We start from the raw sequence: 13,167 nt of genomic DNA on the forward strand, positions 1-13,167 counted from the left end.
ATTAACATGGAAGGTTGTCGCGATTGCGCTGCGCCCCATCGGAGCTGCGAGGGCGCCAGCCTCACACAAGCTTCACGTCAACACCCCCACCACTGCTCCCATCAGGCACGTCGTCAGCGTTCCCGACACGATCGACTTCAGCCCGAGCGCATTGATTTCCTCGCGCCGTTCCGGCGCCATCACGCCGAGACCGCCGATCATGATGCCGAGGCTGGCGAAATTGGCGAAGCCGCACATCGCATAGAGCATGATCAGGCGCGAGCGCGGATCGAGCGTGCCGGGCGGCAGCTTCGAGAAGTCGACATAGGCGATCAGCTCGTTCAGCACGGTTTTCGTGCCCATCAGGCTGCCGGCGGTGATCGCCTGGTCCCACGGCAATCCCATGAGCCAGCACACCGGCGCCATCACGAGGCCGAGCAGGCGCTGCAACGAGATCGCAGCGCCGCCGACATCAGGCAGCAGGCCGAGGATCGCATTGACGAGATAGACCAGCGCCACCAGCACCAGCAGCATGGCGACGATGTTGATCAGCAGCTCGATCCCCGCGCCCGTCCCTTTCACGATCGCGTCCATCGTGCTGGAGACCTCCATCTCGGGAGCCTCCAGCGCGCCGCCGGTGCGCTTGTCGGATGTCTCCGGCACCATGATGAGGCTGACCAGGATCGCGGCCGGGGCACCCAGCACCGAGGCGATGACGAAATGGGCGGCTGCGTCGGGAATGAGGGGAGCAAGGAGCGTCGCATACAGCACCAGCACCGTGCCGGCGATGCCGGCCATGCCGCCGGTCATCACCAGGAACAACTCGCTGCGGGTCATTTGCGCGAGATAAGGCCGCACGAACAGCGGCGCCTCGACCATGCCGAGAAAGATTTTGGCGGCGGTCGAGAGTCCGACCGCGCCGCCGACGCCGAGCGTCCGCTCCAGCAGCCAGGCCATGCCGCGCACGACCGGCGGCAGCACGCGCCAATAGAACAAGAGCGTCGTCAGCACGCTCATGACCAGCACGATCGGCAGCGCCTGGAACGCCAGGACGAAATCGGCACCCGGTGCTTTCAGGTCGAAGGGCAGGGGACCGCCGCCGACATAGCCGAACACGAAGGAGGAGCCGGCGCGCGAGGCCGCCGAGATCGCGCCCACCGCGTCGTTGATGGCACCGAACGCGCGCGCGACGACGGGCACCTTCAGGAGAACGATCGCGGTGACGAAGGTGGCGACGAGGCCGATCGCCGCCTGGCGCAGCGAGGCCGCGCGGCGATTCTCGCTCAGGACCAAGGCGATCAACAGCAATGCGAAAACGCCGAGTGCCGATTGCAGCCGCAGCATGATGTCCCCAAACCCCGATGATTATGGCCACCCCTGCGTTGCAAACGCAATGCCGGGAGATTGTCGAAGCGTCTCGCTGTTGACAAGCAGGTCCGCGTCAGCCACGCGGAGCACGTCGACATCAGGAGCCGGATAGCCCGAGCGTGACCGAAGAGGCGATGCCAGACCAGCCCATATCGGGAAACCCGCCGGTCAGTGCCCGCGCGCTCCTCTCCCATCGCGCCTTTCTGTTCTTTCTGCTCTCGCGCAGCCTGTCGCGTTTCTCCAGCCAGATTGCGGCGGTCGCGATCGGCTGGCAGATCTACGATCTCACCGGCTCGGCCTTCGATCTCGGCATGGTCGGCCTCGTGCAATTCCTGCCCACGGCGCTGCTGGTGTTCATCGCCGGCCATGCCGCCGACCGCTACGAGCGCAAGCGCGTGGTCCAGCTCTGCCAACTCGTGGAAGCAGCGACCGCGCTCTATCTCGGCGTCATCACCTATCTCGGCTTGGTCAGCGAAGTTCAGATTTTCGTGGCCACCTTCGTGCTCGGCATTGCCGGCGCGTTCGAGAGCCCGACCACCGCGGCGCTGCTGCCGGCGATCGCGCCGCAGGGCTCGCTCCAGCGCGCCACCGCCGTCTCCAGCGGTGCGGCGCAGGTCGCGACCATTACCGGTCCGGCGCTAGGCGGTTTTGCCTACGCGGTTGCGCCGCATCTCGCCTACGCGGTGATGGTGCTGTTCTGGATCTTCGGGATGATCCTGACCGGCTTCATCCGGCCGCGCCCGCAGGCGATCGCCAAGGATATCGCGGGAGCCGACAATATCTTCGCCGGCGTCCGCTTCATCCGCGGCAATCCGGCGATCCTCGGCACCATCTCGCTCGATCTGTTCGCGGTGCTGTTCGGCGGCGTCACGGCGCTTCTGCCGATCTATGCCCGCGACATCCTCCAGACCGGTCCGATGGGACTCGGAATCCTCCGCGCCGCGCCCGCGGTCGGCGCGCTGCTGATGACCATGGTGCTGGCCCGTCACGCCATTTCGCGGCATGTGGGCCTGCGCATGTTGCAGGCAGTGATCGTGTTCGGCGTCGCAACGATCGTGTTCGCGCTGTCGTCCTGGATGTGGCTCTCGGTGCTCGCGCTCGCCGTTCTCGGCGCGGCCGATACGATCAGCGTCGTGATCCGCTTCTCGCTGGTGCAGCTCGCGACGCCCGACGAGATGCGTGGCCGGGTCGGTGCGGTGAACTTCCTCTTCATCAACGCCTCCAACCAACTCGGCCAGTTCGAGAGCGGGGTGGCTGCCGCACTGTTCGGCGCGATGCCGGCAGCCGTGCTGGGCGGCGTCTGCACGGTTGCGGTGGCGCTGTTGTGGATGAAGCTGTTTCCGAGTCTGCGCCGGGTGGAGAGTTTGGAGTAGGAGCTCGCTCTCTCCCCGTCATTGCGAGGAGCCCGCGACAAATTGTGAAGTAATTTTGCGCTGGCGCGACGAAGCAATCCAGAATCTTGCCGCGGTGGTAGTCTAGATTGCTTCGCTGCGCTCGCAATGACGATTGTTGAAGCAGTGCGGAGATTTAGCCGACTTCACGTCCGCTTGCGGAGCGAGGCTGCAACCCCATGCCGCCTACTGTGCATGGGGTTGTTTTCGCGTTTTTTGTTCAGCCGCGTCCCACGAACGGCATCTTGGTTGCCATGACCGTCATGGTCAGCACGTTGGCATCGAGCGGCAGGCCGGCCATGTAGGCGACGGCATCGCCGACCGCCTTCGCGTCCATGCGCGGCTCCTGCTTCGACGTGCCGTCGGGCTGCAGCACGCCGGGACCGTTGACCATGCGGTCGGTCATGGGCGTTGCGGCATTGCCGATGTCGACCTGGCCAACCGCGATGTCGTACATGCGCCCGTCGAGGTTGGACGCCTTGGTGAGGCCGGTGATGGCGTGCTTGGTCGAGGTATAGGCCGCCGAGAATGGCCGCGGCGCATGCGCCGAGATCGAGCCGTTGTTGATGATGCGGCCGCCGCGCGGGGTCTGGTCCTTCATGATGCGGAAGGCGTGCTGGGTGCACAGGAACGGTCCGGTGAGGTTGGTGTTCACCACCGCCTGCCACTGCTCGAGGCTGAGATCCTCGAAATTCACCGGCGGTGCGCCCATCCCGGCATTGTTGAAGAGCACGTCGAGCCGGCCATAGGTGGCCTTGACCTTGTCGAACAGCGCGGCGATCGAGTCCGGCTTGGTCATGTCGGCGGTGATGCAGAGGCTCTTTCCGGCGGGGCCGAGCTTGGCCGTCTCCTCGAGCATCTCGGGCCGGCGCCCGACCAGCACCACGGTGAAGCCTGTGTTCATCAGCGCCAGTGACGCCGCGCGCCCGACTCCAGTGCCAGCGCCCGTCACCACTGCGATCTTTTTCGCTTCACTCATCGTTTCCTGCCTTTTCTCTTGATCTGTCAGGTTTTGGATTCTTTTTCGTTCTTGTAGGGCGGCCGCGGAATGTTCTGATGCGCGGCGCGCAAGGCCGCCGACCAGCGCGAGCGCAAATCGTGGAAATAGGGCTCGCCCGCCTCGATGCGGTGGTTGAGGTCGGCCTCGCAGGCGTCGGCGCGCACCACCAGAACGTCGATCGGCAGGCCGACGCCGAGATTCGAGCGCATGGTCGAATCCATCGAGATCAGCCCGGTCTTCAGCGCCTCGTAGAGTTCGACGTCGTAATGCATGGCGCGGTCGAGCACCGGCTTGCCGTATTTGTGCTCCCCGATCTGCAGATAGGGTGTGTCGGTGGTGCATTCGATGAAATTGCCGGCGGTGTAGACCATGAACAGGCGCATGCGCGCGCCGTTGATCTGGCCCCCGAACAGGAAGGACACGTCGAACGATACGTCCTCAGACCTCAGTGCGGGGCCCTCGGTCGCGTGCACGGCCCGGATCGCCCGGCCAATGCGCTGGGCGGCCTGGAACATGGTCGGCGCGTTCATCAGCGTCTCGATCTCACCGGTGTCGGGGTCTTCGAGGCCCTCGGTCAGCGTCGAGAGCACCGACTGGCTGATGGCGAGGTTGCCGGCGCTGGCAATTGCCATGATGCGATCGCCGGGCTTGGAGAAGATGTGGAGCTTGCGGAAGGTCGAGACGTTGTCGAGGCCGGCATTGGTGCGGGTGTCGGCGATCATCACCAGACCGTCCCGAACCAGAATTCCGCAACAATAGGTCATTTCCTGTCCCCGAACGCGTTTGCGCGGATTACTAGCCAATTTCAACGGCCGCTCCAACCCCCGATTGCCGCGGGGCGGCAGGGTGGAAACAGACCGTGGGTGAGGGGCGCGCGGGGCGCGGCTCAGCTCTGCCGCTGGGACTGCGATTGCGACTGGCCGCCACGGCCGGCCTGCTGGACCTTGACCGCCACCGACAGCGTCTCCGCGCCGCCGCCATAGCGGGTGCCGCGTACGGGGGCGGCGCCGAGATAATCGAGCCCGATCGCGACGCGGACATGGGCGTCGGTGGCGCAGATGCTGTTGGCGGGATCGAAGCCGACCCAGCCGAGACCGTCGACATAGGCCTCCGCCCAAGCATGGCCCGCGTCCTGATGCACCGTGCCGTCGGAGCGCAGGAAATGGCCGGAGACGAAGCGCGCCGGCACGCCGCCGCTGCGGGCGCAGGCGATGAAGATGTGCGCGTAGTCCTGGCAGACGCCGCGCTTGAGCGTGAACGCTTCCGCCGCCGACGTGCCGCTGTTGGTCGGGTCCTCGTCGAAGGTCATGTGATCGCTGATTTGCGTCATCAGCGTGTGCAGGAAGCCCAGCGTGTCGCTCTCGGCCTCGCTGCGCAGCTGGCGCGCGACCGCATTCATCGCGGGATTGACCGTGGTAAGGTCGGTGGCCCGCAAGAACATGCCGGCCGGAAAGCGCTCGTCGGCGCCGCGCAGAACGCCGCCGGTGTCGTGGGTCTCGATCAGGCCCTCGGCGGTGATCTTGATGTCGCCGACCGGTCCGCAGGACAGCACGTGGGTGACGTTGCCGAACGCGTCCTCGTGCGTGTCGAGCTTGGTGTCGGTCGACACGTCGATCTGCCACTCCGCCACATATTGCCCGTCATGGCTGCCGGGCGTCATGCGCAGGATCTGGATCACGCTCGTGGCCTGCGGCTCGTAGCGATAGGTCGTGGTGTGCAGGATTCGCAGGCGCATGGTGGACCGTTGTTCTAGCGTCATCGATCCGGGCTAGCCCTGCGGGCGTCCCCGGAATGACAGCAGTATCAGATCAAATACTGCTTCGTGATGATTTCGCCCAGCCTGGAATTGTCCAAGATGAATTCCTGAATGAATTCATGCACGCCATGCTGGAAAATGTCGTTCATATTGCTGTGTTCCAGCCGGTTGCGGATGCCGCGGGCATGGCGCTGGGCCGGACCCTGGCGGCCATAGGCTACCCCGATCTGATCGAGATTGCGCACGAGGTTGCCGTAGCAGCTCGCCAGTGAACGCGGCAGCGAATCGTTGAGGATCAAGAGGTCCGCGATCAGCCAGGGTTTCAGCGTCTCGCGATAGACCCAGTGATAGGCCGTCAGCGCCGAGACCGAGCGCAGGATCGAGGTCCATTGGTAGAAATCGAGCGGGCCGCCGACATGCTCCTCCTCGGGCAGCAGCACATGGTATTTCACGTCGAGAATGCGCGCAGTGTTGTCGGCGCGTTCGAGATGCAGGCCCATCCGCGAGAACCAGTAGGCGTCGTTGCGCAACATGGTCCGGTAGGCCGAGCCGTCGAAGCGCAGCGAGGTCTCCTGCACGAAGCGCAGGAACTTTGCGAGATCCTCGCGCGTGGAGGTCCCTCTGCTCCAGACCTCCTGCAACTCGATCCAGGCCGAGTTGATGGTATCCCACATCTCGCTCGTCAGCGCTGTGCGCACCGAGCGCGAATTCAGCCGCGCGGCCTCGATGCAATTCCTGATCGAGGACGGATTATCCGCCGAGAACGAGAGATAATCCACGACGTTGCGCTCGTTGGCTTCTTCGTACTGCTGATAGAAGCTTGCGGCGACGCCGGCGGTCAAAAGCGCCGAGTCCCATTCGTTGGTCTTGCCGATATAGGCGGCGGGAAGCGCGGTGACGCGCAGCGTCGCATCGATGGTGCGCGCAAGATACTCGGCCCGTTCGACGTAGCGGGCGAGCCAATAGAGGTTTTCGGCGGTACGCGACAGCATCTCTCTACTCGTCCAGGATCCAGGTATCTTTGGTGCCGCCGCCCTGGCTCGAATTCACCACCAGGGAGCCTTCCTTCAGGGCAACGCGTGTCAACCCGCCGGGCACGATCGTGGTGCTCTTGCTGCCGGTGAGCACGAACGGTCGCAGGTCGACGTGGCGGGGCGCAAGGCCGGATGCCGTGCAGGTCGGGCAGGTCGAGAGCGCCAGCGTCGGCTGCGCAATGAAGCCCTCGGGCTCGCGCTTGAGCTTCTCGCGGAAGGCTTCGATCGTCGCCTTGGTCGCGGCAGGGCCGATCAGCATGCCGTAGCCGCCGGAGCCATGCACCTCCTTCACGACGAGCTCGCTCAGATGGTCCAGCACATAGGCGAGGTCCTTCGGCTCGCGGCAGCGCCAGGTCTGCACGTTCTTCAGGATCGGCTCCTCGCCGAGGTAGAATTTTACGATGTCCGGCATGTAGGAGTAGATCGCCTTGTCGTCGGCGATGCCGGTGCCGACCGCGTTGGCGAGCGTAATGTTGCCGGCCGCATAGGCCGACATCAGCCCGGGCACGCCGAGGGCGGAGTCGGGGCGGAAGGTGAGGGGATCGAGGTAGTCGTCGTCGACGCGGCGGTAGATCACGTCGACCCGTTTCACGCCCTCGGTCGTCCGCATGAACACTTCGTTGTTCTTGACGATGAGGTCACGGCCCTCGACCAGCTCGATACCGAGCTTGTCGGCGAGGAAGGAGTGCTCGTAATAGGCCGAGTTGTAGACGCCCGGCGTGAGCAACGCGACGGTCGGCTCGCCGGAGGCGCTTTGCGGCGCCACCGAGCGCAGGGCGGATAGCAGCTCGTCCGGATAGCGTTCGACCGGCGCCACCCTGTGGCGGGCGAACAGGTCCGGAAACAGCCGCATCATGATCTCGCGGTTTTCCAGCATGTAGGACACGCCCGAGGGCGTGCGTGCATTGTCCTCCAGCACGATGAAGTCCTCGGCATCGACCCGGACGATGTCGATGCCGGCGATGTGCACGTAGACGTCGTGCGGCACCTGCTGGCCGTTCATCTCGGGACGGAAGACCGGGTTCTGAAAGATGAGGTCGTCGGGCACGATCTCGGCACGGAGGATATCGCGGCCGTGATAGATGTCGCGCAGGAACATGTTGAGCGCGCGCACGCGCTGCTTCAGGCCCCTCTCCAGCAGCGCCCATTCCTTGCCGGACATGATCCGCGGGATCACGTCGAAGGGGATCAGGCGCTCCGTGGACTCGGAGTCGCCATAGACCGCGAAGGTAATGCCGATGCGGCGGAAGAGGAGCTCGGCCTCCTGGCGGCGATATTCGAGCGCCTCGGGAGGCGTCTCCTTGAGCCAGCGCGCCAGCTCCTGATAGGCGGGCCGAAGGTCCCCACCGGGAATGTTCATTTCATCAAACGCGACTGCCATAGATCCCGACTTGTCTCCGCAAGGCGTTGCGCCATTCGACAGGTCGCGAGGCCCTGGTGAAGACCGCAACGTCCTGGCCATGCGGCAAGAGTGCATGACTTTCATGCGGTAGCAAGGGCCGGGCCAGCGCGATAAGCATGGGGAGAGGACATTTGCCGGGGATGGCCGGCGGCTTGCCTGAAAAAATGGCTGAGGACTGCTTATTTCGGCAGCAAAACCGCGTGACTTCAACGCGTTACCTCGGCAAAGTCGGGCCGATAGGTGAGGGACTTGAGGTATGAGCGAGATCGTCACGGCGGGTATTCTGGTCATTGGGGACGAAATCCTGTCCGGCCGGACCAAGGACAAGAACATCGGCTTCATCGCCGAATACCTGACCAATATCGGCATCGACCTGAAGGAGGTCCGGGTCGTCTCCGACGACGAGTCCGACATCATTGCCGCGTTGGATGCACTGCGGCATCGCTACACCTATGTCTTCACCACAGGTGGCATCGGGCCGACCCATGACGACATCACCGCTGATAGCGTCGCCAAGGCGTTCGGCGTCGGCATCGACCATCACCCGGAGGTGGTCGCCCGTTTCCGCGAGCGCTGGAGCGAGCAGGACCTCAACGAGGCCCGCCTGCGCATGGCCCGCATTCCTGATGGTGCCGAGCTGATCCAGAGCGCGACCATCCTCGCTCCCGGCTTCAAGATCGGCAATGTCATCGTGATGGCGGGCGTGCCCTCGATCATGCAGGCGATGATGGACATCGTCTCGCCCAAGCTGAAATCGGGCGTGCGCATGCTCTCCGAATCGGTCCGCGCCAATGCGCGGGAAGGCGACATCGGCAGCCCGCTGCGGGCGATTGCCGCCCAACATCCCGACACCATCATCGGCAGCTATCCCTTCATGGATGAAGAGCAGAAGCCGAACACCAATCTGGTGGTGCGCTCGCGCGATGCGGACAAGCTCGCAGCCGCAATGGCGGCGGTGAAGGAAATGCTGGCGGGATTGAACATCACCCGCTAGCAACCTAGCTGCCGGCAGACGAAGCAGGAGACGACGATGGCTGGTGAAGCACCGGAACTAAGTGCGGAAGAACGGGCGGGCCGCCCCTTTCCGGTGTCGTGGGACCAGTTCCACCGGGATTGCCGGGCACTGACCTGGCGGCTCAATGAAGTTGGTCCGTTTCATGCGGTGATCGCGATCACCCGCGGCGGGCTTGTGCCGGCGGCGATCGTGGCGCGCGAGCTTGGCGTGCGCGTGATCGATACGGTCTGCATCGCCAGCTACGACCACGACAAGCAGGGCGACCTTAAAGTGCTGAAGGGCATCTCCGAAGACGTGATGAAGCTCGGCGGCGGCACCGGCAAGGGGCTCCTGATCGTCGACGATCTCGTCGACACCGGCAAGACCGGCAAGCTGGTGCGCGCGATGCTCCCCGACGCGCATTTCGCAACCGTCTACGCCAAGCCGAAGGGACGTCCGCTGGTCGATACCTTCATCACCGAAGTCTCGCAGGACACCTGGATCTTCTTCCCCTGGGACACCGCGCTGTCCTATCACCCGCCGCTTCGCGACGGGGCGGCGTGATTATCGCCGTCATTGCGAGGAGCGAAGCAACGAAGCAATCCAGGCTACCTCCGAGGATGCATTTCTGGATTGCTTCGCTTCGCTCGCAATGACCGGTGGAGGCGACCATGCCCCTGCAAAACCGCGTCACGCCGACCGGCGAGATCATCGCGACACCGCACCGCGGCATGTTCACCGGCAACCGCGGCATCATTCATGATCCCGCGACGAAGACGCTGCTGAAAAAGCGCTGGTCGTCGCCGGCCTGGATCACCTGCCTGTGCGAATTCCGCGGCTGGCGTCGGCCGGTGATGGCGCGGCGGAGCTGGACCGAGCTGTTCTTCCTCGACGAGGCCACGGCTTTTGCCGCCGGCCATCGGCCCTGCTTCTTCTGCCGCCGCGACGATGCGAAGCGATTTCGCGTTGCATGGGAGATGGGCAACGATGCCCGCGGCATCAGCGCCAAGGCGATGGATGCCGTACTGCATCGGGAGCGGCTCGATCGTGGCAAGAAACGGCTGCATGTGCTGTCGATGCCGCTCGCGGAATTGCCTGACGGCGCGATGGTGCAACAGGGCGATGACTGCTTCCTCCTCGCGCAGGGCAAGGCGCTGCTGTGGTCACCCGCGGGCTACGTCCTGCATCCGAGCGCCCTCGATCACCCGTTGCTGTTGACGCCGCCTTCCACGCTGCGCGCGATCATCGCTGGATATCAACCTGTGCTGCATCGGACCGCGCGCCGCTAGCGCAGCGGCTTGCCGTGCTCATCCACTGTGGTCCGCGCATCGCGCAGTGCCCATTCGCGGATCACTTGGCGGCAGCGCGTCAGCTCGGCTTCGCTCGCGGCATTCGCATCCTTCGACGCACGCTCCACGATTGCCTTGCAATTGAGAAGCACGGAACGATCCTCTGCGCGCGCCGACAGCGCGAACGCGGCAAGCGTTGCAATGGTGAACGCCAGACGGATCACATCCCTAACCCAGCTTCTCGCGTGCCAGCGCGGCACCGGCGCCGAGCGCCATCAGCTTGGCTTCGGCGATCTCGCGCCGCATCGGCGCCATGCCGCAATTGGTGGTGGCGATGATGTTGCTCTTGGGTACGAATTTCGACACCGCGTCGATCACCTGCACGACATCCTCGGCCGTCTCCACCGTGTCGCTGGCGACGTCGATCACGCCGGCCTGCACGATCTTGGTCTTGAGCAGCGCAAGCAGGTCGAGCGGCACCTTCGAGTTGCGGCACTCGATCGCGACCTGCTGGATTGGGCTGGCGTCGATCGCGGGAAATATCTGCTCGTACTGCCGCCATTGCGCGCCGAGCGTTTCCTTCCAGTCGGTGTTGGCCTTGATGCCGTAGCCGTAGCAAATATGCACGGCGGTGGCACAGGTCAGGCCCTGCGCGGCGCGCTCCAGCGCCTTGATGCCCCAATCGTTGACCTCGTCCATGTAGACGTTGAACGCGGGCTCGTCGAACTGCACGAGATCGACGCCGTCGGCCTGGAGCGCCTTGGCTTCCTCGTTCAGCAGTTCGGCGAACGCAAAGGCCATCTTGGCGCGGTCGCCATAGTAGCGATCGGCAATGGTGTCGATGATGGTCATCGGGCCGGGCAGGGTGAATTTCAGCTTCTTCATCGTGTGCGCGCGGGCGACACGCGCCTCGTCGGCGTGGACGCGGCTCTTCAGCCGGAGCGGGGCGACGACCTGCGGCACCATCGCCTTGTAGCGATCCTTGCGGATACCCATCTCGACCTTGTGGGCGAAATCGATGCCCTCGATCTTCTCCAGGAAACCGTGGACGAAATGTTGCCGGGCCTGCTCGCCCTCAGTGACGATGTCGATCCCGGCGTCCTCCTGGACTTTAACGGCAAGCATCGTCGCATCGCGCTTGGCGCGGACGAGCTCGTCGCCTTGCGACTTCCAGGGCGCCCAGAGCATGTTGGGTTCGGCGAGCCATTCCGGCTTCGGCAAGGAGCCGGCGATCGTGGTTGGAAACAGCATGGCGGCCCTCTCGGCGGGTTATGATTGCGCCCCTTCCTGCCATGTCTTAACGTCGAGGTACAGAACAACAAAAGTCGCCTTGAAACCGGCGGCGCCGGACCGGAAACGCCATGATCGAATTCTTCTTCGACTGTTCCAGCCCCTGGACCTATCTCGCCTTCCACAACATCCAGCCGCTGGCCAGGGAGGTTGGCGCGGAGATCATCTGGCGGCCGATCCTGGTGGGCGGCATCTTCAATACGGTCAACCCAAGTGTCTACGCGCAGCGTGAGACGCCGGTGCCGCTGAAGGCGCGCTACATGAAAAAGGACCTTGCCGACTGGTCGCGCTCGGCCAGTCTCGCGATCAAGATGCCGCCGACGGTATTTCCGGTGAACAGCGTGAAAGCGATGCGCGGCTGCATCTGGCTCGGGCAGGAATCGGTGCCTTTCGCCACGGCGGTGTTCGAGACCTATTGGGGCGAGGACAAGGACATCTCGCAGGATTCAGTGCTCGCGGAGATCTGCAGGAAGGTCGGCGTCGATGAGCAGAAATTCTTCGCGGGCATTTCGGGGCAGGGGATCAAGGATCAGCTCAAGGCCAACACCGAAGAAGTCGTCGCCCGCGGCGGCTTTGGCTCGCCGACGATCTTTCTCGGCAAGACCGACATGTATTTCGGCAATGACCGCCTGCCGTTGATCCGCGAGGCGCTGCTGCGCGGCAAGGCGAGCGCGGCCTGATGGTGCGGGCTGTCGTTTGCCGCGCGCTCGGCGCGCCCGAAAAATTGCAGCTCGAAGAGTTTCCGTCGCGCGAGCTGAAGCCGGGCGAAGTGCGCGTCGCGATCCGTGCCGCCGGCCTGAATTTTCCCGACGTGCTGATGGCGGCCGGCGAATACCAGCTCAAGCCGGAGCTGCCGTTCACGCCGGGCATGGAGGCGGCCGGCGACGTGACCGAGGTCGGCGCAGAGGCGAGTGGCGTCTTCCTCGGCGACAAGGTCATCGTCAAGATGCGACACGGTGCCTTCACGGATGAAGCCGTGGTGACGCCGTCGCAGCTCACCCCGATGCCATCGACGTTCGACTATGCGGAAGCCGCGACCTATCTCGCCGGGCACGGCACCGCCTATCACGCGCTGATCGACCGCGGCCGGGTTGCGCCGGGCGAGGTGCTGCTGGTGCATGGCGCCGGCGGTGGCGTGGGCCTTGCTGCCGTGGAGATCGGCAAGATGCTGGGTGCCACCGTGATCGCGACGGCGTCCAGCGACGAAAAGCTCGCGGTCGCCAAGGCGCGCGGCGCCGATCATCTCGTGCGCTACGATCGCGAGCCGTTTCGTGATGCTGTCAAACGTATTACCGACGGGCGCGGTGCCGACGTCGTGTTCGATCCCGTCGGCGGAGAAGTGTTCGAAAACTCGATGCGTTGCATCGCCTGGGGCGCACGGCTGCTGGTGATCGGCTTCACCGGCGGCATCGGCTCGGCGAAAACCAATCTCTTGCTGATCAAAGGCGCCAGCGTGCTCGGCGTGCGTGCCGGCGAGGCCGTGCGGAAAAATCCAGCGCTTGGCGAAGTGCGCCTGAGGGCGCTGCTCACATGGGCGGAAGAGGGCAAGCTGCGCCCTAACGTCTCGCATCGCCTGCCGCTGGAGGAGTTTGCGCAGGCGATGCGGTTGCTGATCGACCGCAAGGCGATCGGGCGTGTGGCGCTGGTGATGGACTAAGCGCCTA

At 64.5% G+C, this 13,167-nt stretch carries 14 protein-coding genes; 6 read left to right on the top strand and 8 right to left on the bottom strand.

The annotated features are described in order from the left end of the window. Window positions 1-72: 72 nt before the first annotated feature. Window positions 73-1,323: a nucleoside transporter C-terminal domain-containing protein gene (locus tag IVB07_RS14620; RefSeq protein ID WP_247767729.1), complete on the bottom strand. Its 1,251-nt coding sequence runs from the start codon at window positions 1,321-1,323 to the stop codon at window positions 73-75. Window positions 1,324-1,481: 158 nt separating this feature from the next. Between IVB07_RS14620 and IVB07_RS14625 the strand changes: the two genes are divergently transcribed. Beyond that, entirely contained in the window at window positions 1,482-2,720 is a 1,239-nt protein-coding gene (locus IVB07_RS14625; RefSeq protein WP_247361939.1) for an MFS transporter, read from the top strand. Between the two features lie 238 nt (window positions 2,721-2,958). Here the strand turns inward: IVB07_RS14625 and IVB07_RS14630 are convergent, their stop codons facing one another. From IVB07_RS14630 to IVB07_RS14650, 5 genes are all read right to left on the bottom strand, one after another. After that, complete coding sequence (locus IVB07_RS14630) at window positions 2,959-3,717, bottom strand: SDR family oxidoreductase (protein WP_247299787.1); 759 nt, start codon at window positions 3,715-3,717, stop codon at window positions 2,959-2,961. A 26-nt stretch (window positions 3,718-3,743) separates the two neighbouring features. After that, entirely contained in the window at window positions 3,744-4,502 is a 759-nt protein-coding gene (locus IVB07_RS14635; RefSeq protein WP_026232918.1) for a proteasome-type protease, read from the bottom strand. A 122-nt stretch (window positions 4,503-4,624) separates the two neighbouring features. Next, window positions 4,625-5,473, bottom strand: coding sequence for a transglutaminase family protein (locus tag IVB07_RS14640; protein WP_247299785.1), 849 nt, complete (start codon window positions 5,471-5,473; stop codon window positions 4,625-4,627). Window positions 5,474-5,541: 68 nt separating this feature from the next. After that, entirely contained in the window at window positions 5,542-6,486 is a 945-nt protein-coding gene (locus IVB07_RS14645; RefSeq protein WP_018455303.1) for an alpha-E domain-containing protein, read from the bottom strand. 4 nt (window positions 6,487-6,490) lie between these two features. After that, window positions 6,491-7,909 (bottom strand): circularly permuted type 2 ATP-grasp protein, encoded by a 1,419-nt coding sequence (locus tag IVB07_RS14650; protein ID WP_018455304.1) that lies wholly within the window; start codon window positions 7,907-7,909, stop codon window positions 6,491-6,493. Window positions 7,910-8,186: 277 nt separating this feature from the next. Here IVB07_RS14650 and IVB07_RS14655 point away from each other — a divergent pair, with 277 nt between their 5' ends. From IVB07_RS14655 to IVB07_RS14665, 3 genes are all read left to right on the top strand, one after another. Continuing rightward, on the top strand, window positions 8,187-8,924 hold the full coding sequence (locus IVB07_RS14655) for a molybdopterin-binding protein (RefSeq protein ID WP_018455305.1): 738 nt from the start codon (window positions 8,187-8,189) through the stop codon (window positions 8,922-8,924). Between the two features lie 36 nt (window positions 8,925-8,960). After that, window positions 8,961-9,488, top strand: a complete 528-nt coding sequence (gpt, locus tag IVB07_RS14660) for a xanthine phosphoribosyltransferase (protein ID WP_007602504.1) — start codon at window positions 8,961-8,963, stop codon at window positions 9,486-9,488. A gap of 107 nt (window positions 9,489-9,595) precedes the next feature. Next, window positions 9,596-10,213 carry a hypothetical protein gene (locus IVB07_RS14665; RefSeq protein ID WP_026232920.1) on the top strand — a complete coding sequence of 206 codons (618 nt, stop codon included), beginning with the start codon at window positions 9,596-9,598 and terminating at the stop codon, window positions 10,211-10,213. Here IVB07_RS14665 and IVB07_RS14670 read toward each other — a convergent pair. Next, entirely contained in the window at window positions 10,210-10,437 is a 228-nt protein-coding gene (locus IVB07_RS14670) for a hypothetical protein (RefSeq protein ID WP_085351097.1), read from the bottom strand. The genes IVB07_RS14665 and IVB07_RS14670 overlap by 4 nt on opposite strands. Before the next feature lie 4 nt (window positions 10,438-10,441). After that, window positions 10,442-11,464 (bottom strand): methionine synthase, encoded by a 1,023-nt coding sequence (locus IVB07_RS14675; protein WP_247767730.1) that lies wholly within the window; start codon window positions 11,462-11,464, stop codon window positions 10,442-10,444. Window positions 11,465-11,574: 110 nt separating this feature from the next. On the opposite strand from IVB07_RS14675, the gene IVB07_RS14680 reads away from it, so the two are divergent. Both IVB07_RS14680 and IVB07_RS14685 read left to right on the top strand, forming a co-directional pair. Continuing rightward, window positions 11,575-12,183 carry a 2-hydroxychromene-2-carboxylate isomerase gene (locus tag IVB07_RS14680; protein ID WP_247299784.1) on the top strand — a complete coding sequence of 203 codons (609 nt, stop codon included), beginning with the start codon at window positions 11,575-11,577 and terminating at the stop codon, window positions 12,181-12,183. Continuing rightward, on the top strand, window positions 12,183-13,160 hold the full coding sequence (locus tag IVB07_RS14685; RefSeq protein WP_247299783.1) for an NADPH:quinone oxidoreductase family protein: 978 nt from the start codon (window positions 12,183-12,185) through the stop codon (window positions 13,158-13,160). The genes IVB07_RS14680 and IVB07_RS14685 overlap by 1 nt, the downstream gene beginning before the upstream one ends. The last annotated feature ends 7 nt before the right edge of the window (window positions 13,161-13,167 follow it).

Source organism: Bradyrhizobium sp. 172, assembly GCF_023101065.1.
Taxonomy (GTDB): Bacteria; Pseudomonadota; Alphaproteobacteria; order Rhizobiales; family Xanthobacteraceae; genus Bradyrhizobium; species Bradyrhizobium canariense_D.

Excerpts from the sequence above, each read along its gene's own strand:
- IVB07_RS14620 (WP_247767729.1), bottom strand. The coding sequence starts at position 1,323 with ATGCTGCGGCTGCAATCGGCACTCGGCGTTTTCGCATTGCTGTTGATC.
- gpt (WP_007602504.1), top strand. The coding sequence starts at position 8,961 with ATGGCTGGTGAAGCACCGGAACTAAGTGCGGAAGAACGGGCGGGCCGC.
- IVB07_RS14645 (WP_018455303.1), bottom strand. The coding sequence starts at position 6,486 with ATGCTGTCGCGTACCGCCGAAAACCTCTATTGGCTCGCCCGCTACGTC.
- IVB07_RS14640 (WP_247299785.1), bottom strand. The coding sequence starts at position 5,473 with ATGCGCCTGCGAATCCTGCACACCACGACCTATCGCTACGAGCCGCAG.
- IVB07_RS14635 (WP_026232918.1), bottom strand. The coding sequence starts at position 4,502 with ATGACCTATTGTTGCGGAATTCTGGTTCGGGACGGTCTGGTGATGATC.
- IVB07_RS14650 (WP_018455304.1), bottom strand. The coding sequence starts at position 7,909 with ATGGCAGTCGCGTTTGATGAAATGAACATTCCCGGTGGGGACCTTCGG.
- IVB07_RS14680 (WP_247299784.1), top strand. The coding sequence starts at position 11,575 with ATGATCGAATTCTTCTTCGACTGTTCCAGCCCCTGGACCTATCTCGCC.
- IVB07_RS14630 (WP_247299787.1), bottom strand. The coding sequence starts at position 3,717 with ATGAGTGAAGCGAAAAAGATCGCAGTGGTGACGGGCGCTGGCACTGGA.
- IVB07_RS14625 (WP_247361939.1), top strand. The coding sequence starts at position 1,482 with ATGCCAGACCAGCCCATATCGGGAAACCCGCCGGTCAGTGCCCGCGCG.
- IVB07_RS14685 (WP_247299783.1), top strand. The coding sequence starts at position 12,183 with ATGGTGCGGGCTGTCGTTTGCCGCGCGCTCGGCGCGCCCGAAAAATTG.
- IVB07_RS14675 (WP_247767730.1), bottom strand. The coding sequence starts at position 11,464 with ATGCTGTTTCCAACCACGATCGCCGGCTCCTTGCCGAAGCCGGAATGG.
- IVB07_RS14665 (WP_026232920.1), top strand. The coding sequence starts at position 9,596 with ATGCCCCTGCAAAACCGCGTCACGCCGACCGGCGAGATCATCGCGACA.
- IVB07_RS14655 (WP_018455305.1), top strand. The coding sequence starts at position 8,187 with ATGAGCGAGATCGTCACGGCGGGTATTCTGGTCATTGGGGACGAAATC.